We start from the raw sequence: 25,486 nt of genomic DNA on the forward strand, positions 1-25,486 counted from the left end.
CTCTATATCTTAAAGTTCTTCTCCATTAGTCTCAATCACCTTTTTGTACCAATTAAATGACTTTTTCTTGCTTCTCCCAAGCGTTCCATTACCATCATTATCTTTATCAACGTAAATGAATCCATATCGTTTTTTCATTTCACCAGTTCCAAATGATACTAAATCAATACATCCCCAAGGTGTATAACCCATTAAATCAACACCATCAATTTCCACTGCCTTTTTCATTTCTGTAATGTGTTCACCTAAGAAATCAATTCTGTAATCATCATTACACGATCCATCTTCTTCTTTCACATCAATTGCTCCAAAGCCATTTTCAACTATGAATAGCGGTTTTTGATAACGTTCATATAGTGAATTTAAAGCATAACGTAATCCAACGGGATCAATTTGCCATCCCCAATCGCTTGCTTTTACATATGGATTTTTAGCTGCTTTTGAATATCCTGACATTCCATCTCCAGCAGATTCATTATCAGCTCTTACTGCTGCTGACATGTAATAACTAAATCCAATGTAGTCAACACAACCTTCTTTTAAGATTTCAGCATCTCCATCTTCCATTTTAATCCTTAATCCTTTTCTTTCCCAATCTTTAATTGCATAACTTGGATAATATCCTCTACAATGAACATCTCCAAAAACATATCTATCGTGCATTGCTTCTACAGAAAGCATCATGTCCTCTGGATTACAGGAATATGGATAAATTGGTACATATGCAAGCATACATCCAATTTTAAAATCTGGATTTATTTCATGACCGAGTTTAACAACTAATGCGCTAGCTACAAGTTCATGATGAACAGCTTGATATGTTACTTCTTCCCTATTTTCTCCTTCTATAAATACAATTCCTGAACAAGTAAATGCAAATAAATCATATCCTGTTTCTGTTTGATTATTTATTTCATTAAATGTCATCCAATACTTAACCTTATTTTTATAACGTTCCATAACAGTTGTAGAATATCTAACAAATAAATCAATAACTTTACGACTTCTCCATCCACCATAATTTTTAACTATTCCATAAGGTATTTCAAAATGTGATAATGTAATTACAGGTTCAATTCCATACTTAAGCATTTCATCAAACATATCATCATAGAATTTTAAGCCTTCTTCGTTTGGCTCAAGTTCATCACCATTTGGAAAAATTCTAGACCATGCTATTGAAGTTCTAAAGCATTTAAATCCCATCTCTGCAAATAATGCAATATCTTCCTTATAATGTCCATAGAAATCAATTGCTTCATGATTAGGATAATTTAATCCTTCAATTACTCCATCTGTAATTTGCCTTGGAACTCCATGTGCTCCAGCTGTCATTACATCAGCAGTACTTGGTCCCTTGCCCCCTTTATTCCAGCCACCTTCTAATTGATGAGCTGCAACTGCACCACCCCATAAAAAATCCTTTTGAAATGCCATACAATTTCCTCCTTAATTTTGATTAATGATTATTGATGAAGAATGAATGATTAATTACGGTTGAAATTGCTCCGTAATTTCTTAATTATTTATACAAAAAGCCAAAGGCTTTTTTTTCCTTACTCATTCATCATTTATTTCTAAAAAGTTAATATATATCCACCTATTATCCCACTTAAAATTGCTGCAAACAGTGTATTTTTGGCCTTAGTCATTTTTCCACCTTGTATTTTTGATGATATGCAAACTCCTATGCCAACAGCCCAAGCCATATCAATCCAAACAGTTCCACTTTGTTTTATTAAATGATTATTAACTCCATGATTTATTATCCACATGGTACCTGGTATAATCATTGCTGCTATAAATCCTCCAATTGCTCCAAACAAATTTACTAATTTGCCCCAAACTGTTATAACTAAGAATGAGAATATAGCAGCTCCAGTTATTGTCATTATAATTTCTTTAACTGTCATTTTTTATATTCACCCTGCTTTTGCAAATAACCACCCAAAACTCCAGCAATCGTTCCTCCTATTAATACACAGGCAAATGTAGGCATTGAACTTACAAGTCCACTAATTCCTTTTAATAAACTATCCCTAATTAAAGAACATAAACCCACAACTAACCCCATATCAATAAACATTGCTTCTTTTTTATTCTCTACCATTCCTAAATGATGATTAATAAACCATAGCGTTCCTGTTAATATTAATGCTGAAATCCATCCACCTTTAATGCCAAACTTATTTACAAAAATACTCCAAGCATTATTTAACACTATTCCTGCCATACAAAATCCAAGAGTGCTTCTTAAAAATATTTTTATTTTTCCCATAACTAAAACTCCTTATTGAAATTTAGAATGAAGGACAATAGATAAATCGTATCTTTAGCTTTATATATATATCTTAAAGTTCTTCTCCATTAGTTTTAATTACATTCTTATACCAGAAGAAACTTTTCTTTCTTATTCTTCTTAAATCCTTAAGATCAAATTCATCTCTGTTTACATATATAAATCCATATCTCTTTTGGAATCCTTGATGTGTACTTATAAGATCTATAGCTGACCATGGGCAATATCCAATTAAATCCACACCATCAGTTATTGCAAGTCTTGCTTGTTCTATATGTTTTCTTAAATATTCAATTCTGTAATCATCGTTTATAGTATCTTCTTCTTCAACTTTATCATAAGCTCCCAATCCATTTTCAGTAATAATTACAGGTAATGCATATCTTTCATATACTTCTCTTAAAGTATTTCTAAAGCCTATTGGGTCAATCTCCCATCCAAATTCAGTCTTTTGTAGGTTTGGATTTGAAGCACCCTTGTAAACTCCTAAATCTCCAATTGAAATTTGTTGATCTCCGCCTTGAGTAGATACTTCAGTATCATCAATCTTACTTTCAGCAGCTGTTCCTGTACAATAGTAATTAAATGCTATAAAATCAGGATTCCCACCTTTTAAGATTTCCATATCACCATTTTCAATTGTAGGTTCAATGCCTTTTTCAACCATGTAACTCCAAGCTATTGGATTATATCTACCATGTACAGCCATATCTAAGTATAACCAATTTCTTATTGAAGATTGATTGCTAGCTGCTAAGATATCTTCTGGCTTTGAGCTTTCTGGATATATTGTTGTTATGTTTGGAGCTGGTCCTATCTTACCTTTTGGGCACATTTCATGACACAATTTCATTGTTTGTGCTTGAGCTAACATCATATGATGATTTTGCTTATACAATTCTTTTTTAATATTATCTGTACCTGCATTAACAGTTCCAATGGCCGCTCCATGAAGTATCATCATGTTTTGTTCATTTATTGTAAGCCAGTACTTAACCTTATCTCCAAAGTTCTCAAATAATATTTTTGCATAATTTACAAATGCATCTGCAGTTTTCCTATTAGACCAACCGCCATCCTTTTGAAGTGCATCTGGCAAATCAAAATGATACATTGTAACTAATGGTTCTATACCATATGATAGTAATTCATCTATTAAATTATTATAAAATTCTATTCCTTTAGGATTTACTTCACCTGCTCCATTTGGAATTATTCTAGTCCATGCTATTGAAAAACGATAAGTCTTAAATCCCATTTCTGCAAATAATGCTACATCTTCTTTATAGTGATGATAATGATCGCTCGATACATTAAAATTTGGCGTACCTGGTAATGGTTCCTTTGTATCTTGAACTGATAATCCTTTTCCATCCTCATTATAAGCTCCCTCTACTTGATAGGCCGATGTTGATGCTCCCCATAAAAAATCCTTTGGGAAATCCTTTAAATTTTTGTGAAACATATAAACCCCTCCATATATATTATTTTCTCTAAATTTCTCATTTATTTAATTTTAATATATCATAATATAATGGAGATATGTATTACTTAGGTTATTTAGGAACACATACTACTTCTTAGGTATTTGTTTTTTTTAGAAACATGCTGTTTTTATATTTAAATAAAAATATGCTTTTTTAATGTTAATCCACATTCTAATTTTTAGTATTAGGCACATGAAAGAAAATAACAAGTCCAAAATGCCATGCATATTTTTCATCAGGCAAGGAGGTAGATAGTCCTCATAGTGGTACTATTAGGGCGATCTGTCGACGCAGGATGATGGAAAATAGGCTAGCAGATGGACTTGTTATTTTTTTGATTGTGCCTTATTTGATTTAATATTATCCTCAACTGATTCTTCGATTTTTGTACTATTTGAAGACTTAAAATCATCTTTTACATTATTGTTATTGCTCTCTTTATTTATTTTTTCTTTACTTTCATCGTAATCATAATCCATAGTAGCATCTGGGTTAATTAATAATCCATCATGTCCTAATTTATATTCTTTACCCATTTTCCCAATAATAATTGCATCTTTCTGCATAATTCCATCTTTGTAAAAATAGTACCAGCCTTTTTCAGTTTTTAACCATCCTATGATTTTTTCATCATCATCTTTATAATAATACCAGTCACCATTTCCTTTTCTCCATGATGAATTATTTTCTCTATAATCCTTATTCTCTGTAGCTGAAATATTAGATTCATTATCGTTTGCTGTATTATTATTTACTGTTGTTTTAGTTTGTTCAACTTCTTTAGTATTTTTGTTTTCTTCATTTTCATTTAATATATTCTTATTGCTAGAATCATAATCATTAATATTTTTATAGGTATTTTTCAATGTTAATTTATCACTATCACTTTTAAATTTATTTGTATTCTCCTGAAAATACTCTGCTAAATCATAAACAATATATCTGCTTTTAATTCTTTTATTTTCTCTGTTATGATATTCTTCTTTAACTAATACATTCCCTGAATCAACCATATGAATACTTAATTTACTATCATCACCATATATTTTAGGTATTTCGATAAGCATATCAAATCCATTTTTATCAAGTTTAGCTAAATATATTTTATTAGTACTTTTATCATCACTTTTTTTTATTAATATGTATTCTTTATAAAAACTATCATATCCATATAAAGTTATATTATCTAATTGTTCTGTAAATTTATCAGCTATGTTATATTTATTAATATCAATACTATCTTGAGGTTTATCATTATAATTCAAACTTATATATGCCTTCCCCTCTAAACAATATATATAATTAACGTAATTATTGCTTGAATCTTTATTTTTCTCTATATTATTTTTATTCAAAAATTTTATATCATCATATTTTTCTAATGTAAAATTACTTCCATTAATATGTATTTCCTTTACCACATTATTTTGGCATATTCCATAGAAGTTTTTTGATATATCATCATAAAATATACCATTAGTAACATCTGTACTATCAACACTACACTCAAATTCATATTTATCATTACTATTAATATTGTATAATATGTACTTTTTATTCTGTGTACTGTTTTTTACACATAAGTAATAATCGCTATTTCCTGAAACAGAATACCAATTTGTAGTCAATGTATCATCTTCATTAGAAAGTAGTTTGTATTCTTTTCCAAATTGCCAATTAAAATATCCATCTCTTCCAAAAATCTTATCTCCATAAATACTTAACTCACAGTTCAAATAATTATCAGGTAACTTTATTCCACATTCTTTAGTACTTCCATCTTTATTTAAAATAAATATATTATCATCATATAATTTATTATTAGCTGAATCATACTTTATTAAGTATATATTTCCATTATTATATCCTAGTGGAACCTCTTCATATTTATCATCAATTTCATTGTTTATATCAATAATGCTTTTTATATTATTAATGCTAACATCTGTATTTAGTACTTCGACTTCTTCATTTCCTTTCTTTATATATTCTTGATAACATATACATGATAATATAGTTACTAATAAAATTATTAAACCAAGTAATTTTTTCATCTTTATCCTCCCTGGATAATCAATATACATATAAAGAAAATAATAAACAACATATTTTCTTATTATTTTCTAGAATATTCAATATAAATAATTATAAACCAAACTTATTAACAATTGTTAACTAATTTATATTCTGTTTTTCATTTTACGAACTAAAAAAGTTGTCCACATTAAACTTGCTTCTTAGGGAAACCCAAAGATAAGTTAATTATGATGACAACTTTTTTATACATTTTTATAATTTTTCAAGATTTCATTTAAAAAGTTTTGTTATTTAATCCATGCACCATCTGCACCTAAAACATATTTGCCGTTATTGTCTATTATAGTTGTATTTTTTTGCATTATACCATCTTTTATATTCAAATAATACCACTTACCATTTGTTTCATCGCGTGTCCATCCAAGTGCTTTTTCTCCTTTACGAGTCATGTAATACCAATTTCCATCTACTTGTTTCCACTTAAGGACATCAATTTCTGGGTGGTCTCTATTAGTTAATGCACCATCTACATTTAATACACAGTCATTACCTTTTTCATCTTTGACTGTTGCATTCTTTTGCATTATTCCCTTATCATTAAAATAGTACCATATTCCATTATCTGGGTACCAGCTGTCAGTAATCATAGTTTCAAGGTTACTTCCAGTATAATAATACCAGTCATTTCCTACCTTCTTCCATTGTTTATGACTATTTTTATAAGCTTCTGAGCTATCTTTAGTGATTTTTTCTTCTTTAATTCCATCGTCAAGGTTTCCTATTCCATCTGCACCTATCTGAACATCTTTACCATCAGCATCTTTTGCTGTTGTATTTTTTTCCATTTCGCCCTTATCATTAAAATGATACCACTTCCCACTGCTGTTAACCCAGTTATTTACTACTTTTTTACCCATTGCATTATAACAATAAGTTTGTCCATTTTCAGTTTTCATTCCTGGTTCAGTTTTCTCTTCTGCATTTGCAGGTATATTACCTACTGCTAAAAGACTTCCGCAAACTAAAACTGCTGCAATTAATTGATTTAATATTCTTTTCTTCATTTTTCTTCCTCCTCAAAATAATAATAAATATCTATTACTTCCATCTATTACAATACCTATCATAAACTCATTCTAGCTAAATTCAACAGTTTTTACATTTTTGTAATGTTATTGTAGTATCCTGGTAACAACTATAGTTTATTTAACATTTATGTTACATTCTTGTAACATATTAAGATAAATTTGAATTTAACAAATAGAAGGATATTTCATCATTTTTTATATTATATTTCAAAGTAAGCATATTCTTTTGAGCTAATTCATTGCACAAATATAATCCTAATCCAGAACTTGAAATACTCTCTTCTAAATTACCATCAAATTCATTATATTTAACAAATGGCTCTAATAAATTTCTAAAAATATTTTCAGGTATTGAAGAAATTTTATTTTTTATTTCAAATATAAAGTTATCCGAATTTTTATCCAGTTTCTTAAGAGAAATGTATATTTCTTTACCTTTAGAGTATTTTAATGAATTATCAATTAAATTTAAAATTATATGCTCAATATCTTCTTTTATAACTAATGTAGTAATTTCCTCAATATTAATAATAAACTCCTTATTTAATCTTCTGCTTCTGTCAATTAATCTATCACATAGCTCTGTTATTAATATATTAAGATTCACCTTTTGCTTTATTTCCTTTTTACTAACACCACATCTTGAAACCTCAAGAAGCTTTTGTATGAGCTCTTTTAATTTTCCGCATTCCAGCATCATTCTGTTAATAGCTCTTTTTTTAAATTCCTCATCCATATTATTTAACTCTTCTTCTTTTAATACTTGAACATATCCATATATTGAAGTAACTGGAGTCTTAAGCTCATGAGTTGCGTTATTAAAAAAGTCTTTTGATATATTTTCCAACTTTTTCTTTTCTTCAATCATTTCATTAAAAGACTTAGTAACTTGTCCAATTTCATCCTTAGATTTTACTGAAATCTTATCAACTTCTTTTCCTTCTCCATATCTTTTCATTTCCACGCTAAGCTTTTTTAAAGGACTTATTATTTTATTTATAAAATAATTTAGTGCACCTATTATAACTATTAGAAGAACAATTTGTGCTGCTATTATGTTGGTCATTGTACTTTTAATGCTATTATAATAATCATTATAACTTTTTTGTATAACTAAACTTGAATCGTATTTTCCATTAAGATACACAGGATATACGTATGTACAAATTAGCCCACTTTTAATATTGAATATTATTGCTGAGCTTTTTCCTTTGGAACTTTCTAATATATTATTTATACTATTTTCAAATAATGTATTACCTTTATAATCTATTGGATTATTATTAGAATCATATAGTCCAACATAACACTCATAATTATTGTTAACTTCATAAACAGTTTTATTTTTCACTTTAAGATCATCTTCAATAACCATAGCACTATATTTTAAGGTGCTTATGCTAAACTTTCTAACATTCTCCATGTCACCTTTAATATTATTCTTTATATTCGTGTAAAAAGTATTATATATGAAAATACTTAACCCAAAATTAAATATAATGAGAGCAAATACAATTCCTATCATTATTTTTCCTTTTAGTGTGTTTAGCATATTCTCCACGTCCTAACTTAAAGCTTTTATCTTACTACATATCCTACCCCAAAAACTGTTTCTATTACTGAATTTTCCTTATCATCACCAAGATTTGCTCGGAGTCTCCTAATATGAACATCAACAGTTCTAGTATCACCATAATCGTCATATCCCCAAACATAGTTTAAAAGCTGCTGTCTTGTAATAACAACTCCTTTATTTTTATATAAATAACTTAATACCTCAAATTCTTTTCTCTTTAACATAATTTCTTTTCCATCTTTTATTACTGTTCTTGTATCAAAATTAATAGTAATTTCATCTTTTATATTATTCTCTTTATTGCTATCATTTATATTCTTTTCTAAAGCATTACTCACTATGTTTTCATTATCGAAAATATTTTTACTTGCTCTTCTAAAAATAGCATTAATTCTTGCTGTAACTTCTCTAATTTCAAAAGGCTTTGTTATGTAATCATCTGCACCTATTTCCATCCCCAATATTTTATCAATTACATCATCCCTTGCCGTAAGCATAACAACATAGCTTTTTTGATTCATAATCTTACATAATTCAAAACCACTTATATCTGGAAGCATTAAATCTAGTAAAACTAAATGAGGTTCAAATTCCTCAAAAACCTTTAAAGCACTTTCCCCATTATAAGCTCCCTTTACTTCATAATTTTCCTTCGAAAGAGCAAATTTTAAAGTATCATTAATTGAAAATTCATCTTCTACTACTAATATTCTCTTTTTTAACATATTCGCCTCCAAATAATAATTGTACAATTGTTAGCAAAACCTAATATACAATGTATTACATTTTAAAATATTATTTCATATTATACAAATTATATCATATAAAAAACAATAAAACCTATTGATCTATTATATAGGCTGTAACGTCAAAAAAATTTCTGGAGAATTAAAAATATCAATACGTAAATAAAAAAACTGCTATTTATTACAATATTAAATTTTAAAACCCAGAAAAAATCAATATATCATATTGCTTACTCCTGGGTTTATTCTTATATATTTAATTTTTAGATGTATAAAGTCTCTTGGTTCTGTTTAAGTTCTTAATTGTGCTTCGCACTTTTTTTATATGTGCGTATTTTTTATTAGTTAATAATTTTTACGCCTTAAATGCAAGTTTAATTTATAAATTCAAGCACTTGTAGATAGCTTTAGCAACACCTGCATTATCATTGGTATCTGTTATATATTTTGCAACTTTCTTTATTTCTGGAATAGCATTTTCCATAGCAAAAGATATAGGAAATTCAGTAAACATTGAATAGTCGTTAAATCCATCTCCAATTACAACAACTTCCTCTTTTTTTACTCTCTTTTTATCTGAAACCTTAGATAATATAATTCCTTTTTGAGCTTCTATGTGATTTATTTCTAAATTAATTGCAACACTTGATGCAATTGCAAGCCCCTCTATAGTTTTAAGTTCTTCTTTTAATTTAAAAATCTTATCTTCACATTCATCATAAGACTCAATTTTTCCTATTTTAATATCTCTACTTAAAAATTCATCTATATTATCAATATACTTTAAAATTGCAAAATGATGTTCTTCTTTTGCCCTCTTAAGTATTTCTTCATGATTTGTAACTTCTGGATGTGAATATTGAACCCTCAGTATACTTCCTTTTAAAGATTCTTCTTTAGTATTAATGGTATATAATCCTTTATCCGTATATATTTCAACATTAAGTCCATCTCTTTTTATTATCTCTAAAATGTCTTTAATCTTACCTTTGTCCATATAAATTCCTTCTAATATATTTCCATCTTTATCTCTATATTCCGCACCATTTAGTACTATACATTCACACTTTAAATTATACCTATCAAGAAATGGTTTAATATCTTCATACATTCTTCCACTGGCAATTACAAACTGTATTCCCATTTCTTCAGCTTTTCTTATAGCCTTTAAATTTTCTTCAGGTATATCATCATTTCTTCCAAGTAATGTTCCATCCATATCTGATGCAATAAATTTTATCATATTTTTCTACTCCCTATTATAAAATTGGGCTAGAAAATATTTTAATTTTTCTAGCCCTTAAATACTATTAAGTATTTTTAAATATTAAAGTTCTTCTCCATTACTTTCAATTACTTTCTTATACCAATAGAAACTCTTCTTTCTTGATCTACTTAAATCTCCATTTCCATCGTTATCTTTGTTAACATAAATGAATCCATATCTCTTTTTCATTTCACCAGTTGATGCACTTACTAGATCTATACATCCCCAAGGAGTATATCCAAGTAACTCTACTCCATCTTCTACTGCTTCTCTCATTTCTTTTATATGTTCTCTTAAATAATCAATTCTATAATCATCATTAACTGAACCATCTGCTTCAACTGTGTCTACGGCACCCAGTCCATTCTCTACAACCATTAACGGAATTTGATATCTGTTGTAAATATTATTTAATGTCCATCTTAATCCTTTAGGATCAATTTGCCATCCCCAATCACTTGCTTTAAGATATGGATTTTTTACTCCTCCAAGTATATTTCCAGAAGTTCTTTCTAATTCTGGATCTGAACTTGCACAGTTTGACATATAATAACTAAATGTATAATAATCTACGCAGCCTTCTTTTAATATTTGCTCATCATTTTCTTCCATTTTGATTTCAATATTATTATCTCTAAAATATCTCTTTGCAAAACCTGGATAAGCTCCTCTTACTTGAACATCAGAGCATAAGAAATTATTTAAATTATCTCTTTCTTGAGCTAAAAATACATCTTCTGGATTACATGTATTTGGATATGCTGTCATATATGCAATCATGCACCCCATTTTAAAATCTTTATTAATTTCATGTCCTAATTTTACAGCTTTTGCACTTGCAATAAATTGATGATGAAGAGCCTGAAATCTTATTTGTTTACTATCTTCACTTTCCTTATCAAATGCAAGTTCACCGCCATCATTTAATAAAATTCCACCACCCATAAATGTACCAAATGGCATAGTCAAACAGTTTATTTCATTAAATGTAAGCCAATATTTCACTACATCTTTATATCTTTTAAATATAGTTTCGCAATATCTAACATAACAATCAATAACTTCTCTTGAAGCCCATCCATTATACTTTTTAGTTAATCCAAATGGTGTTTCATAATGAGAAATTGTAACTAAAGGCTCAATATTATATTTCTTTAATTCTGCAAAAACATCATCATAGAATTTTAATCCTTCTTCATTTGGTTCTAAATCATCACCATTTGGGAAAATTCTACTCCAATTTATTGACAATCTAAAAGTCTTAAATCCCATTTCTCCAAATAACTTTATATCTTCTTTATAATGATGATAAAAATCTATTGCTTCATGGCTTGGATAGTATGTTTCCGCTTCTAAAACAGGTGTTATTCTTCTTGGAGTTGTGTGAGTACCACCTGTCATAACATCTGAAGTACTAAGCCCCTTTCCGCCTTCCTTATATCCACCTTCAAATTGGTTTGCCGCTGTTGCTCCTCCCCATAAAAAATCCTTTGAAAATCCTTCAAATTTATTATTTAACATTTTTATTCCTCACTTTCTTTATTAATGATGAATGATTTAGGATGAAACTCACAGAGAAAGTTCTGATATCCAAATATAAAATTTACTGTGTGAAAGTTCGAGAACTAAAATATAAAATTTTGACTCTCACTTTTGGAGCATCACTTTTTAATCAGTAATTCCATCCTAAATGTTCTTAATTGCAGAAAAGTTCCGTATTGTGCTTCGCACTTTTTTAGCTGTGAGATGTTCTTATATGCGCTTCGCGCTTTTTTTATTGGTGAAATGATCTTAGTTGCAGCATAGCTGCTTTTTTTATTTGTGCATATTTTTAAATTGTGTAGACTGCATAATTGTGTTTAAAACTCTTATAGCAGATCTTTGAAGATCTCCTAAATATAATTTAGGTTCATCATATCTTCCTTTATAAGTAACTGTCTTTGTTCCATCTTGATTTGTTGTAACTTCTGCTAACCCTTCATTTTCTGTTTCTTTTACAGATGGATTAAGCTCAACTCCTGCAGCTACTTTAGTAATTGCAGTATCTTTACCATTTGGATCTAAAATAAAGTTGTTCCATGATTCTACATTTTTCATGCTGAAAGTTACAAAATCAAAAGCCTTTGATACCTTAACATATCCATCTTTTTCAAATTGTGGTTCTATAACCTTAGTTAAGCCTGAAGTTAATGAAGTTTTATCCCAGCCTGGCATTATTAAGTCATTTCCAGCGTGCATTGATTCAATTGGATCTGCACCAGATAACCAGTCAGTCATTATAAGACCTTTAAAATTCCATTCTCCTCTTGGAATATCTGTACATAAGTCATGATTTGCAGCAGTATATTTTCCATTAAGCTTGTTATAAGATGTCATAATAGCCATAGGCTTCGCATTCTTAACTGCAATTTCAAAACCTTTTAAATAAATTTCTCTGAGTGCTCTTTCTGAAACTGTATTGTTTTCACTTGTTCTGTCATTTTCTTGGTTATTAGACGCAAAATGTTTTATTGTTACCCCAATGCCTGGTTTAGACTGTACTCCTTTTGTAGCTGCTGCCCCCATAGTTCCTGTTAAATAAGGATCTTCTGAATAATATTCAAAATTACGTCCACAAAGTGGATTTTTATGAATATTCATTCCAGGTGCAAGCCATAAAGTCATTCCATATTCAAGCATTTCTTCTCCAATAGCTTTTCCAACACTTTTTACTACATCAGTATTCCAAGTTTGTGCTAAATCAGATCCTATAGGCCATGCTGTACAATATTGATAATGTTTATTTTTATCTTTATCTTCATAAGATTGAGAAATTCTTATTCCTGCTGGTCCGTCTGTTAGTATAATTTCTGGAATACCATACTTTTCATAATATTTTCCTGTAGTTTGTCCTGCTGCACCTTTTTTTGCCTGATCATTTGCTTCACTCGCTGTCATTCCTACTCCATTTACAATTTCAGCCAGCTCATCATTAGACATTCCTGCAACAAATTGTTCCATAGTTATCTTATTATTATAAACATCCAATAATTTTGCATTTTCTTTTACATCTACTTTTTTAATTTCTTGTTTATAGCTGCCATCTCTAGAAAGCTTTCCTATTTCTTCATCAGTAATAGTACTTGGTACATAGGTAGTAACTTTTTCATCATCATATTTAGAAGCATTATTACCATCTTTCAAATTCAATTCATTTGCTAACAGTTTAATTACTGGTGCTTTTGCAATTTCAGTTTCTTCTGAATCATAAGTATAAGGTTTTTCCCCTATATTAGTTAAAGTATTTATCCTTTTATCTGGTTCAAGCTGGTTACTTAATTGCTCTGTTACAACACTTTCATCTAAGTTCAATACTGCTCCAACATGTGTATTTCTAGAACTATTACCTACACGTATATAGTAGCTGCCTTTTTCCATTTCATAAGCTGCTTTTTTCTCATTATAAGAAGACATATCACTTGTATTGTAGCTTATTGTAACAATCTGACTTTGCCCTGGCGCCAATGTATCAGTCTTTACATATGATGCTAATTCTTGATATGGCTTTTCTATATTAACTTTAGGAGCGGAAAAATATACTTCAACAACTTCTTTTCCTGAATACTTTAAACCTGTATTTGTTACCTTTGCCTTAACTGTTACCTTATCTTTATCAGCAGTTACAGCTTCAACTTTTGTATCAAAAGTAGTATAAGATGAACCATATCCAAATTCATATGCAGGAGCTATTCCAAATGTATCAAAATAACGATATCCAACATATATGCCCTCATTATAATCTTCCTGTTTACTATCTCCATCATTACTACTAAATGTTTTAGAAGATGGATAATCATTGTAATTGACTGCCCATGTATCAGTAAGTTTTCCTGAAGGCGTAACTTCACCATTTAGCACTTTAATAAGCGCTGTTCCACCTTCCATTCCTCCTTGAGACATAAGAAGCACTGAGTCAAGTCCTTCTATTTCCTTAAATAATGATGTATCAATTATTCCTCCAACATTAAGAACAACAATACTATTTTTAAAAGATGCTGACATCTTTTTTATATTATTGTATTCTGTATCTGTTAAGTAATAATCTCCCTTCTCTGCTTTTCTATCTTTTCCTTCTCCTGAAATTCTTGATATTACATAAACTGCTGTATCTGTTCCTGATTTAGCAGTATTGATGTCTTCATCTGTCACTTCGGTATCTGGAAATGTAAAGCTGTTCATCCAGTCCTTTTTGAAATTTGCATTGCCTTCATTCCATAACTTTACATAATTATCAATCCATTTTTCACTTGTAACTTCATATCCTGCATTTTTAAAGCCTTCATATACAGATACGGTATATCTTTGATTAACATCTCCTGAACCAGTACCACCTTTTATAGTTTCATATGCTCCTCCACCAAATAAAGCTATTTTACCTTTTGTTTCAATTGGAAGTGCATTGTTCTTATTTTCTAAAAGCACCATACCTTCTGTTGCTGCTTTCATAGAAAGTTCAGCATTTATTTTCTCACGTTCTGATAATTGTAAAGTAGTTGCTTTAACTTGACCATTTATCATAAAAACAAATACAAAAATTAATACCATGCTCATAGTTAAAAACTTATTAATTGCTTTTTTTGCATACCCCTTCATACTCTCACCCTTCAATAATTATTTATTTTCTAATTTTTCTATTATATCTTTAAATTGAGGTAAGTGCTTTTTATGTGCTAATAACATTTCATTTAACAATTCTTTTGCAATCTCACCGCTTGGAACTAATGGATTTATTGTAAATGCATGAAGAGCTTTATTATAATTTCCTGTAACTGCTGCTGAAATTGTTGTTTCTTCCATTCCCTTCATTATTTGAACCATTCCTCTTGTTGCTGGATCAAATTTTCCAAAGTTAATTGGTTCTGGTCCATGTGATGTTATTATACTTGAAACTTCCACTATAGAATCATATGGGAGATCCTCTAAAGCTCCATTATTCTTTGTACTAACTACCATAGTAGTTCTCTTGTCATTATAAATTGAAGCAATTAATTCACATGCAGCATCACTATAATGAGTTCCACCACGCTTAGTTAATTGCTCTGGCTTATAATCAAGTTTTGGATCCTTATATAATTCAAACAATTCAGCTTCTGTTTTCTTTACTACTTCTGCTCTAGTTTCACCTTTTGCAAATTCTTCAAGTTCAGATTTTAACATATCATCTGTAACATAATAATATCTATGATATGGACAAGGTAATATTCCCAAATCCTTAATTTGTTCATAATTAAACTTAATATCTTTAATATTAGCAACTCCAGCATCCTTATTTTCTTCTGCTTGTGCTGGATCATATAATTTATCAATTACTTCAGCAGTTTTTTCATTTCCTTCTTTGTCCCATACTCTATGGTAATGGAAGTGATTTAATCCTGCAAACTTATAAAACAGTTCACTTGAAGGTACTCCAAGCTTCTTAGCATCATCTTCTACACAGTTAATTGGAACATTACATAAACCAACTGTTCTATCCCATCCACCATATTTAATAGCAGCTTCTGTTACCATGCCTGATGGATTTGTAAAATTGACAAGCCATGCATCAGGACACAATTCTCTCATATCATCTATTATGTCTAAAATTACTGGAATTGTTCTAAATGCTTTAAACATACCACCAGCACCATTAGTCTCTTGTCCAATTATTCCATGACTTAAAGGAATTCTCTCATCCTTTATTCTTGCATCTAAAAGACCTACTCTAAATTGAGTTGATACAAAATCTGCGTCCTTAAGTGCTTCTCTTCTATTTAAAGTTAAAATAACTTTCCAGTCAAGTCCAGCAGCTTTAACCATTCTTTTAGCCATAGCTCCAACAATTTCTAGTTTTTCTTTTCCATCTTCAATATCAACAAGCCATAATTCTTTAATAGGTACTTCATCTTTTCTTTTTATAAATCCTTCAATTAATTCAGGAGTATAACTTGACCCTCCACCAATAGTAACTATTTTGATTTTTTCCTTTTTCATATCTTATTTCCTCCCTCAATTTTTAATCAGTTTTTAATCAGTTATAAGTTATGAATTAAAAGCCCATAGGCTTTTATCCTAAACTGTTAATTGATCTAAGTAATCCTTTACCTAAAGATATCACAGAAAATAAGCAATTACTTTGGTTTTTGAATTTTAGTGACACGTTCTACTTTTAGTTATTTGTTTTTTTATAAAACAATGTGTTTTAACCTCATTTCTTAAAATATAGATATAAAAAAGGTTACAAAATGATTTTATAAATCATTTTATAACCTCCTTTAAATTAATTTATTTTTTTTGACTAAACAACCAATTTATAGCATTTTGATTATTATAAGTTGGTACCCATGCAAAATGGTTATATACAACATTTTCGTTTACTGGTACTCCAGCATTTAACATATCTTTTGATGAATATTCTGTAAACATAACATTACTACCTAATTCTTTTAATCTATAAACTAATGTTTTTGTCCCTATAATATTATTATTATATTTATATTGATCCTTTTGCCCATACATTGGAACTACAGGATCATCTGTTGCATGAAATGCCCAAATAGGTAAGTTCTTCACTTTTTCCATTAATGATATATCTCCTTGGCCAGATACAGGCATCGCTGCTGCAAAAAAATCTGGATATGAAGTAATTAACCCCCATGTTCCCATTGATCCCATTGATGCTCCTGTTACATAAATACGAGATTCATCTATATTAGGATATTCTTTTTCTAAGCCTTTAATAATTTCAATTAAAGCTGATTTCACTTTTTCTTCATTCCATCCCTTTTTACCAGTGGTAGCTACATTTACTTTTAGTTCTGCTGGTAATTGTGGTCCTACAACATAAGCTTTATTAATAGCTTGCTCAGTATCTGAAGCAAATCCTGTTACCATATCATTAGCTACTAATTGAGCTTCATTATCGCTTCCAATTTCTCCACCTCCATGAAGAACCAATACTAAAGGTGTTTTCTCAGTTGTTTTAGGCGCAAATAAACGATAATTTAATGTCTCTGTAGTATATGTTCCTTCATATTTTCTCTTTTCAAACTTATCTGCATCTCCTAGGTTAAATTTAATACTATCTTTATCAAAATTAAGTTCTGATTTAGAATCACATACTATATTAAACTTTTGATTATATACAAAAGCATCAAATACTAGTGTAATTACATTTCCTTCAATTTTAATATCTTTAATTGGCTGTTTTGATATTTCAGTAACTTCATTAACTAGTTTAGGAAATTCAATATGGAAATCACTTGACTTTAAATCTAAACTCGAACCATTCTTCACTGTTATTTTTATTGACTGAACTTTATTTCCAAAATCACTAGTTGGAGCATAAGCTTCTAATTTTTCAATAGAATTATTTTTATTATCCGTATTTAATTCTACTGCCTTTACATTTGTTGTAATCGTCAAAAGTGTACATAGTGTTAGCATACTAATAAATGGTTTTATAAATTTCTTCATTGAGTATTCCCCCTATTTTATAAAATAACCTTTTATATGTTTAATCATTATTTTATTGTGATTCTATTTACTTTGATTTGCTAGCCACTCCATAATAGTTGTATCTTTTCCATTCAACTTAACATTTGAACCATCAAAATCCTTTATAGATTCATTGTTTAAAGTATAAATCCATGACCAATGTCCATTGTATTCATATGCTTTTCCATTAGCATCTTTATATAATCCCGTAGTATCACTTACATTATCAAAATAGCTAAAGTGTACACTTTTTGCACCTAAAGCAATTAATCTCTTGTATGTCGGAATAGTATGCTTATCTGGTGCTACAGTTTTATCTGTTGCTGCTTGAGTAAACCAAATTGGCAAATCTTTAATTCCGTTTAACATATTATCTGTAATCCAAACATCGCTATACGCTTCACAAACTGGATATGCTGCTGCAAAATATTTTGGATAATTCATGATCATATTCATTGTCATAAACCCTCCATTAGAACATCCTCCAATATATATTCTGCTTGTATCAATATCTGGATGGAATTTAACATAGTTATCAATTAAGTTCATTAATGATTTAGTATATTTTGATGTACCATCTTTTGTATAAGCTCCTGTTCCATCATTCATCCACATAGTATCCGATTGTGGTGCTAAAATATATGCTCCATCAAAAATATTTTGTATTTTATCTGTAGCAAGATTAACAGCTTTATTTCCTGTTATTGAAATTGTAGGATCTGCACCACCTTCGCCAGCTCCATGCAGCCAAATAACTAAAGGATTCTTTTTGTTGTCTTCTTTAGGTGCATAAGAAGCATAATGTAAAGTAATATCTCCATATTTACCGTCCTTATATGAAGATACTCCATTTAAATCAAAATCATCTGAAATAAGTGTTTTATTTCCCGCTTTATCATTTGCATTAGTTGCAGTTATTAAAACATTAACTGAGTCTTTATTTAAAATCTTTTCATCTTTATTTAATGAAATAATATATGAAGTATTAACATATTTATTTAATCCACTTTTTAGATCATAATCAAATGGTGAACCTTCTGCTAAATTTGGACCTACCTTCATTTCAATTGTCACATATTCTCCAACTGCTGCTTTATTTCCATTTTCATCAGAAACATATGCATCCGTTACTACTCTATCAACTATTTTGTCATAATCCATATAGATATACGTTGGATTTGCTGAAGTCCCTAACTTCGTCCAATCAATTCCATTATATTTTCTTTCAGACTTGACATTAAATGTTTTAGCAGATACTGAACCTTCCTTTAATGTTGTATTCATATTAAGAGTAACTTTAGTAATAGCAGGGCCCCAGTCAAAGCCTTCTGTTACTGTTGTATACTTTGGTTCTACATTAATAGTATTAGTTACTGTAGCTGCTGAAACAGTTGTTCCTGTTACAAGCAAAAGCATTGATGTTATTAACGATATTTTCTTTAAATTTTTATTCATTTTTTACCCCTCTTCTAAAATTATTATTGATATTTATCCAATAGAAACTTCTGTTTCAAAAGTACTTTTTACAAATTTCTTCATAATTTTAAACGCCCTACCCTTATAATCTAATAGTTTTTAATAAGTAAACCCAGTATTTCTTTTGCATATATGCATTTTGAAATACTGGGTTTAGCTAATTATACAAAGAATAAATCATCCAATTTATTATTTGCTTTCTATTCTTATTTACTAACCTTATGCATTTAATGCTGCTGCTTTTTCATTTGCAACATTTATAGCATCTTGTTTCTTAAAGAATGGTAAGTAAATAAAGAATGATATTGCCATAATTACAATTTGTAATAAAGCCATTCTTGGTCCACCTAATATTAATCCTGAAATTACTGGTGGAGTTGTCCATGGAACCATTACTCCTGTAAATAATGGAACTAAACCTGAAGCAATTGATAAATAAGTAATTAAACTTGTTACCATTGGAGTAATTATAAATGGTATTGCCATAAATGGATTCATTACTATTGGTGTTCCAAATGTAACTGGCTCATTTATATTGAAACATGCTGGCACTACAGCTAATTTACCTAATTCTTTACTTTGTGCTGATTTTCCAAGTATTATCATACATAATACAAGTCCTATTGTTACACCTGCACCTGTCATACTAACAAAATTATCCAAGAATTGTTGTGTTACTATATGACCACCATTTGCTACTGTAAGTGCTTTTCCACTTTGAAGTATAGATTGATTTTCTAATGTATTTGATGTTAATATTCCTGTCATTACACCACCTACAATTGTTGATCCATGTACACCAAACCACCATAAGAAAGGAATTAAGAATGACATAAACAAAGCTCCACCTAAAGAGTCTGATATTCCTTGCAAAGGTGTTTGTATTACTTTATATATTAATTCAATAAATGTTGTATTCATTCCATATTTTAAAACTGCATAAAGTACTGTTGCACCTGTAATTATAACTGCTGCTGGTATTAATGCTGCAAATGAATTTGCAACCCCTTGTGGCACACCTGCTGGCATTTTAATTGTAATTTTTCTAGCCATAAACCATGAATAAATTGCACCTACAACTAAACCGATAATAATAGCTGTAACCATACCTTTTCCGCCAATAAAATCTTTGTTAATAACGCCACTTACTATTTCTCCACTTTTAGTCACAACAAAAGCATTCATTGTGAGTAGAAATACTACAAGAGCTATAACTCCTGATGATAATGGTTCATGCCCTTCGTTTTGAGCATAAGTGTATGCTATTCCCACTACTGCAACCATTGCTATTATAGCGAAACTAGAATTATAAGCTTGCATTAATGGTTCTGTCCATCCTGGACCCATCATACTAGCCATCCAATCATTAAATGGTGGGTAAGGAATTTGTGCAAGTAATAAGAATACTGATCCTACCATAATTATAGGTAATGTATACAAAATACCGTCTTTTAAAGCAATAATTCCTTTTAACCCGACAAATTTCATAATTACTGGTATTACTTTTTCGTTCATAGTAGTTCCGAATGATGACATAATAATTCCCCCTTATATAATATGAATTTTTCTATAAATTTGGTATAATATAAATATAATAATTATGAAAGCCTATTTCTGATTATTATATTACTTAAAGTTTCAAGTTTTCATGTGAATTAAGAGATTGAACGTTTTTACAATTCACATGAAAATTTGTTAACTAAAATAAGTCTTTTAAGAAATTTAATTTTTTTATTTTCCTGCTAGTTTTAATGCAAAATCTAAAACCTTTGCCCCATTCATCATTCCATAATCAACCATTGGTATTACCTCTACTGGAATTCCTTTAGGTTCACATATTTTTTTTGCCTTTGATAATGTATAACCAACTTGTGGTCCTAGTAACGCAACGTTTACATTATCTAGATGTTTATCCATTTGTCCTTCTGGAAAAGCTTCTATATCAACTTCTATTCCTTTGTCTTTAGCTGCAGCTACCATTTTATTAACCAAAAGGCTTGTTGACATCCCTGCTGCACAAAATAATCTAATTTTTATCATAATTTATTCCTCCTTAAATTTATAATAATTTTATATTTATTTAATTTATATTTAATTATAAACATTATTTTAAGTATCTCTTTAGTCTCTAGTTTTTATTTAACCAAAGTATTTACAATTTTTCTTAGTTCAATTATTTGTTCAATTAAATTCTTTTCTGTTATTGCTGTCATTAAATGATCTTGTGCATGTACGAATAAAACTGACATATCTATTTTTTCGCCATTTGCTTCTTTATGAAGAAACATTGTTTGACTATCATGAGCTTTGCCTAATGCATCATTTGCTAATTCTAATTCTTTATCAGCTTCTTCATATTTTCCTTCATTTACATTATTAAGCGCCATGTACGCATGATTTTTACAATCTCCAGCGTTAATTATAATATTCATAATTGCCATTTCAAATTCATCCATATTAAATCCCTCACTTCAAATTATTAAAATATTATTATCTTTATTTACCTTCTAAAATTCCTATTACATGTTTAAAGCATAATCTAATACTTTCTCTCCATTCATCATTCCATAGTCTACACTATCTATTATTGAAATTTTAATTCCCGTTTCAGCATACTTTTTTTTAAATTTATCTAATAAATATCCAACTTGCGGTCCTAGTAATAATACATCTGTATCGTTTTCATATTCTCGAAATTTTCCTTCTGCTGTAGCTCTTATTTCTACGTTTATTCCTTTATTTTTAGCTACCTCTTCCATCTTTGAGACTAACAGACTTGTTGACATTCCCACTCCACAAATCAATGTAATTTTTTTCATGATAATTTTCCTTTCTTAGACTACCTTATCTTTTCTTTAGCTTTTTTTCATTTGTACAATTTCTTCAATCTTTATAAGTTGTTTTATTAAGTTTGTTTTAATTTGCTTATACTTATATATAAAGCAATAATCATGCCAACTTTAACTTAAAAACAAATTAATTTATTCAATAAGCTTAGCCTAGTATTTTCAATGCTTTATAGAAAAAAGAAAGGGTTTTTAAAAAGCATCAATGTGTTTTACTTTTTAAAAACCTTTCAAAACACATTGCTCATGTGTTTTATTATTTGTATTTATATAAAAAAATACAAATAAATTTTATTTTAGTCCTTTATTTATATTTTATTATTAAAAAAATTCATCAAACAGCATATTTCATCATCTGAAATAATAATTGAATATTTAGTATTTAGAGATGCACATGCATTCTTAACTATTCTATATAAATTAAAATTGTCTTTTATGTAATCTTCTTTCCCTTCAAATTCATCTATAATTACTTTTTCCTTAAGTCTATCTATCATACAAGCTATATGGAAAGTAATTCCAATCAGAATATTAGTACTTATATTCACATCTAAAGCTTCAGTAATATTTATATTAAACTTCTTTATATCTTTTAACACCATTGCCCCATCAATATTCTTTAATTGACGTTCTAAGGTTTCTTCCATCTTTATATAAGTTTTCTCTACATCAATAAGTTTTTGAATATCATTAATGCAGGTCCCTTCCATAATATCATCTAACATAAATTGTGGATAATTTACATCTAATTCAAATGGACCGGCAAAGCAAACCAATGAATATTTTCTTTTTAGTTTTTCTATTCTTTCATATATATTTTCTTTTCCTATAAAATTCAAGGGAACTATTTCCATTAAATTTTTATCAAAGGTTAATTTTTCTTCTAATAAGCATTTCATTGTTTTAGCTCCACCCTCACCAGTTGTACAAACAGTTACTATTGCTAACTTCCGTTCTTCTTCCTCGGGTTCATAATCTAAAATATCATTATCATATAAGTTATTAACCTCTAGAGTTTCCCTATATATTTCATCCAAAGAATATCCAATCATTGATTTTCTAGTTGCTTCTAAAGCATGAAGAGTACTAGCTAATGGTATCGTTCTAGTTTTTACATTAAATAAATTCTCTATCTCTTTGCCAAAGGTTGTAAGTGAACCCATATCTACCAAAAATAATATATCTGATTTTATTTCATGCTCTCTTATATATTCTTTAGTCTTTTCTAGTATATTTTTAGGCTTTTCTTCTATAGGTGCATTAATCCCAATAACATTCTTTGTTCCAAGAAGACTATTTACGGCATCTGCCATTGAAGTTGCTGTACTTACACCATGAGCTATTATTATTACTCTGACATCATTTTGTTTGTTTTTTATATTTTCATAATTATAGCTTAAAAACATAGTTATAAATCCAGCTTCATCAATTGGCATATCTATATCAAGTTTTATGTCTATTATCTTTAAAGCATCCAATGCAACATTAAATTCCTTTTCATACTCTTCTCTTATACTATTTAATTTTGGATTTATAATCTTCCTATTTCTTCGCATTCTATCTATTGAATTACTAATATGAACTGCTAATCCATAATAAATTTTTTTATCTAACTTTATTCCAAGTTCTTCTTCACAAAACATAATAACTTCTTCTATTACCTTCATAACATCATCTTCAACAATATTTTTTATATTAGTAACATCAACTTTATCGTTAAAATCATTCATATATTTCTTGAAGTAGTCCCCTATATCTCGTTCTATTTCAGCTTCAAGTTCTATACCATTTATTCCTTCTCTTTTAAGCTCTCTCGTTCTTAAATCTAGCATTTCATAAATATTCTCATCATTTGTACGTTCTTCAAATATTACTCCTTGCTCATCCTTATTAAATATGCAATATCTTTTATTTATATCAATAAGCTTAGTCCAAAGCTTTCTATGTTCTATTTCCTTATAAAGACCTTCTCTTATATATGATGGTAAATCTAAACTACTTATTTTTATCTCATCTTTTCTATTTGATAAGAAATCTGCATATGCTTTAGCACAAGCAAGTTGTATATCCGCCCTCAGTTGTCCCACGTTATTTTCACAATCGTAAAACAAAAATGCTTTTATAGAGTTTATGGACACCTTAATACTTTGTCCAAGTCTTCCTGACTCTTCCATCATAAATTGTTTTATAAGATTGAATCTTTCCTCCATACCTCTAGCTCTTAAGGTTGGTATTGTTATTACCATAGGAATTCTTCTAGTGAAAGTTTTAAGCAACGTTGTATTGGGATCTTCAGTAGTTGCTGTTATTATGAGCACATTTCCATGTCTCTCACTTTCAGTTTCTCCAAGTCTCCTATATACCCCCTTGTCCATAAATGTGAAGAACATTTCTTGACCTTCAGCTGGCAGTCTATGAACTTCATCTAAAAATAAAATTCCACCTTCTGCTTTTTCTAACAACCCAACCTTATCAGCTTCCGCACCTGTATATGCACCCTTTTTTACGCCAAATAATTGTCCCAGTAGAAGTTGAGGATTATTGGCATAATCTGCGCAATTAAATGTTATAAATGGACCTTCTAAATTATTTATCTTCATTTCAATAGCATATCTATGTATTAATGAAGCAAAAGTTGATTTTCCAACTCCTGTTTCACCAAGTAACAACATATTCATTCCATTAGGTGGATATAATATAGCTGCTTTCGCCTGCTCAATAGCTGAATATAAGCTAGGATTTAATTCTGAAAACTTATTTATAGTTGATACCTCTGAGACAACGTTTTCTTCAAGTACAGGTATAAACAATGTTGGTTTTCCTTTTGTCTTAATTGCCTTTCCATCATTCACCAACTTATTTAAGTCATTACTTACATTTGCTCTGTTAAGATTTAATTCTTCTGCAATATACGATGCTGAAACTCCTTCTTTATTAAATTCCCCTAGTTCTTTAAGTTTTGTAGCTATTAAATCAATTCTCTTTACCAACTAATCCCCTCCGTGTCTGCGTTAAATATTTACTTTTTATAATATTGCATTAGAAATTTTAGATTTATGTATTTCTTCTAAATAAAATATTATCATATTAATAACAATTTATCTATGTTCATATAAATAAAGAGTTATAATAATCAAAAATTATTACAACTC

Annotated in this window: 19 protein-coding genes; all 19 read right to left on the minus strand. The window is 29.1% G+C overall.

Features of this window, described 5'->3' with window-relative positions; translation table 11 throughout:
- Positions 1-9 precede the first annotated feature (9 nt).
- Entirely contained in the window at positions 10-1,437 is a 1,428-nt protein-coding gene (locus psyc5s11_RS25010; RefSeq protein WP_224035168.1) for a 6-phospho-beta-glucosidase, read from the minus strand.
- Positions 1,438-1,577: 140 nt separating this feature from the next.
- The gene (locus psyc5s11_RS25015; RefSeq protein WP_224035169.1) at positions 1,578-1,913 is read right to left on the minus strand and encodes a Lin0368 family putative glycerol transporter subunit; all 336 of its coding nucleotides are present in this window, start codon (positions 1,911-1,913) and stop codon (positions 1,578-1,580) included.
- Complete coding sequence (locus psyc5s11_RS25020) at positions 1,910-2,278, minus strand: Lin0368 family putative glycerol transporter subunit (protein WP_224035170.1); 369 nt, start codon at positions 2,276-2,278, stop codon at positions 1,910-1,912. Before psyc5s11_RS25020 ends, psyc5s11_RS25015 begins: the two co-directional genes overlap by 4 nt.
- A gap of 73 nt (positions 2,279-2,351) precedes the next feature.
- On the minus strand, positions 2,352-3,764 hold the full coding sequence (locus psyc5s11_RS25025; RefSeq protein WP_224035171.1) for a glycoside hydrolase family 1 protein: 1,413 nt from the start codon (positions 3,762-3,764) through the stop codon (positions 2,352-2,354).
- A gap of 348 nt (positions 3,765-4,112) precedes the next feature.
- On the minus strand, positions 4,113-5,840 hold the full coding sequence (locus tag psyc5s11_RS25030) for a cell wall-binding protein (protein ID WP_224035172.1): 1,728 nt from the start codon (positions 5,838-5,840) through the stop codon (positions 4,113-4,115).
- Between the two features lie 270 nt (positions 5,841-6,110).
- Positions 6,111-6,887 carry a hypothetical protein gene (locus psyc5s11_RS25035; protein WP_224035173.1) on the minus strand — a complete coding sequence of 259 codons (777 nt, stop codon included), beginning with the start codon at positions 6,885-6,887 and terminating at the stop codon, positions 6,111-6,113.
- A 172-nt stretch (positions 6,888-7,059) separates the two neighbouring features.
- Entirely contained in the window at positions 7,060-8,334 is a 1,275-nt protein-coding gene (locus psyc5s11_RS25040) for a sensor histidine kinase (RefSeq protein WP_224035174.1), read from the minus strand.
- Between the two features lie 155 nt (positions 8,335-8,489).
- Positions 8,490-9,212: a response regulator transcription factor gene (locus psyc5s11_RS25045; protein WP_224035175.1), complete on the minus strand. Its 723-nt coding sequence runs from the start codon at positions 9,210-9,212 to the stop codon at positions 8,490-8,492.
- 400 nt (positions 9,213-9,612) lie between these two features.
- Positions 9,613-10,476 carry a Cof-type HAD-IIB family hydrolase gene (locus psyc5s11_RS25050; protein ID WP_224035176.1) on the minus strand — a complete coding sequence of 288 codons (864 nt, stop codon included), beginning with the start codon at positions 10,474-10,476 and terminating at the stop codon, positions 9,613-9,615.
- Positions 10,477-10,560: 84 nt separating this feature from the next.
- On the minus strand, positions 10,561-12,021 hold the full coding sequence (locus psyc5s11_RS25055; RefSeq protein ID WP_224035177.1) for a glycoside hydrolase family 1 protein: 1,461 nt from the start codon (positions 12,019-12,021) through the stop codon (positions 10,561-10,563).
- A gap of 294 nt (positions 12,022-12,315) precedes the next feature.
- Entirely contained in the window at positions 12,316-15,132 is a 2,817-nt protein-coding gene (locus psyc5s11_RS25060; protein ID WP_224035178.1) for a glycoside hydrolase family 3 protein, read from the minus strand.
- An 18-nt stretch (positions 15,133-15,150) separates the two neighbouring features.
- Positions 15,151-16,509: a 6-phospho-beta-glucosidase gene (locus psyc5s11_RS25065; RefSeq protein ID WP_224035179.1), complete on the minus strand. Its 1,359-nt coding sequence runs from the start codon at positions 16,507-16,509 to the stop codon at positions 15,151-15,153.
- Between the two features lie 291 nt (positions 16,510-16,800).
- A complete protein-coding gene (locus psyc5s11_RS25070) occupies positions 16,801-17,991 on the minus strand; it encodes a carboxylesterase family protein (RefSeq protein WP_224035180.1) in 1,191 nt (396 codons plus the stop codon).
- Between the two features lie 63 nt (positions 17,992-18,054).
- Positions 18,055-19,467 carry a prolyl oligopeptidase family serine peptidase gene (locus tag psyc5s11_RS25075; RefSeq protein ID WP_224035181.1) on the minus strand — a complete coding sequence of 471 codons (1,413 nt, stop codon included), beginning with the start codon at positions 19,465-19,467 and terminating at the stop codon, positions 18,055-18,057.
- 240 nt (positions 19,468-19,707) lie between these two features.
- Positions 19,708-21,024: a PTS sugar transporter subunit IIC gene (locus psyc5s11_RS25080; protein ID WP_224035182.1), complete on the minus strand. Its 1,317-nt coding sequence runs from the start codon at positions 21,022-21,024 to the stop codon at positions 19,708-19,710.
- 195 nt (positions 21,025-21,219) lie between these two features.
- Entirely contained in the window at positions 21,220-21,528 is a 309-nt protein-coding gene (locus psyc5s11_RS25085) for a PTS sugar transporter subunit IIB (RefSeq protein ID WP_224035183.1), read from the minus strand.
- A 95-nt stretch (positions 21,529-21,623) separates the two neighbouring features.
- Entirely contained in the window at positions 21,624-21,944 is a 321-nt protein-coding gene (locus psyc5s11_RS25090) for a PTS lactose/cellobiose transporter subunit IIA (RefSeq protein ID WP_224035184.1), read from the minus strand.
- Positions 21,945-22,007: 63 nt separating this feature from the next.
- Positions 22,008-22,307 carry a PTS sugar transporter subunit IIB gene (locus tag psyc5s11_RS25095; protein WP_224035185.1) on the minus strand — a complete coding sequence of 100 codons (300 nt, stop codon included), beginning with the start codon at positions 22,305-22,307 and terminating at the stop codon, positions 22,008-22,010.
- Positions 22,308-22,642: 335 nt separating this feature from the next.
- The gene (locus psyc5s11_RS25100) at positions 22,643-25,324 is read right to left on the minus strand and encodes a sigma 54-interacting transcriptional regulator (RefSeq protein ID WP_224035186.1); all 2,682 of its coding nucleotides are present in this window, start codon (positions 25,322-25,324) and stop codon (positions 22,643-22,645) included.
- Between the last annotated feature and the right edge of the window lie 162 nt (positions 25,325-25,486).

The sequence above is a fragment of the Clostridium gelidum genome (assembly GCF_019977655.1).
Classification (GTDB): domain Bacteria; phylum Bacillota; class Clostridia; order Clostridiales; family Clostridiaceae; genus Clostridium; species Clostridium gelidum.

Excerpts from the sequence above, each read along its gene's own strand:
- psyc5s11_RS25070 (WP_224035180.1), bottom strand. The coding sequence starts at position 17,991 with ATGAAGAAATTTATAAAACCATTTATTAGTATGCTAACACTATGTACA.
- psyc5s11_RS25090 (WP_224035184.1), bottom strand. The coding sequence starts at position 21,944 with ATGGATGAATTTGAAATGGCAATTATGAATATTATAATTAACGCTGGA.
- psyc5s11_RS25020 (WP_224035170.1), bottom strand. The coding sequence starts at position 2,278 with ATGGGAAAAATAAAAATATTTTTAAGAAGCACTCTTGGATTTTGTATG.
- psyc5s11_RS25025 (WP_224035171.1), bottom strand. The coding sequence starts at position 3,764 with ATGTTTCACAAAAATTTAAAGGATTTCCCAAAGGATTTTTTATGGGGA.
- psyc5s11_RS25040 (WP_224035174.1), bottom strand. The coding sequence starts at position 8,334 with ATGGAGAATGTTAGAAAGTTTAGCATAAGCACCTTAAAATATAGTGCT.
- psyc5s11_RS25075 (WP_224035181.1), bottom strand. The coding sequence starts at position 19,467 with ATGAATAAAAATTTAAAGAAAATATCGTTAATAACATCAATGCTTTTG.
- psyc5s11_RS25085 (WP_224035183.1), bottom strand. The coding sequence starts at position 21,528 with ATGATAAAAATTAGATTATTTTGTGCAGCAGGGATGTCAACAAGCCTT.
- psyc5s11_RS25015 (WP_224035169.1), bottom strand. The coding sequence starts at position 1,913 with ATGACAGTTAAAGAAATTATAATGACAATAACTGGAGCTGCTATATTC.
- psyc5s11_RS25095 (WP_224035185.1), bottom strand. The coding sequence starts at position 22,307 with ATGAAAAAAATTACATTGATTTGTGGAGTGGGAATGTCAACAAGTCTG.
- psyc5s11_RS25055 (WP_224035177.1), bottom strand. The coding sequence starts at position 12,021 with ATGTTAAATAATAAATTTGAAGGATTTTCAAAGGATTTTTTATGGGGA.
- psyc5s11_RS25010 (WP_224035168.1), bottom strand. The coding sequence starts at position 1,437 with ATGGCATTTCAAAAGGATTTTTTATGGGGTGGTGCAGTTGCAGCTCAT.
- psyc5s11_RS25065 (WP_224035179.1), bottom strand. The coding sequence starts at position 16,509 with ATGAAAAAGGAAAAAATCAAAATAGTTACTATTGGTGGAGGGTCAAGT.
- psyc5s11_RS25060 (WP_224035178.1), bottom strand. The coding sequence starts at position 15,132 with ATGAAGGGGTATGCAAAAAAAGCAATTAATAAGTTTTTAACTATGAGC.
- psyc5s11_RS25050 (WP_224035176.1), bottom strand. The coding sequence starts at position 10,476 with ATGATAAAATTTATTGCATCAGATATGGATGGAACATTACTTGGAAGA.
- psyc5s11_RS25030 (WP_224035172.1), bottom strand. The coding sequence starts at position 5,840 with ATGAAAAAATTACTTGGTTTAATAATTTTATTAGTAACTATATTATCA.
- psyc5s11_RS25035 (WP_224035173.1), bottom strand. The coding sequence starts at position 6,887 with ATGAAGAAAAGAATATTAAATCAATTAATTGCAGCAGTTTTAGTTTGC.
- psyc5s11_RS25080 (WP_224035182.1), bottom strand. The coding sequence starts at position 21,024 with ATGTCATCATTCGGAACTACTATGAACGAAAAAGTAATACCAGTAATT.
- psyc5s11_RS25045 (WP_224035175.1), bottom strand. The coding sequence starts at position 9,212 with ATGTTAAAAAAGAGAATATTAGTAGTAGAAGATGAATTTTCAATTAAT.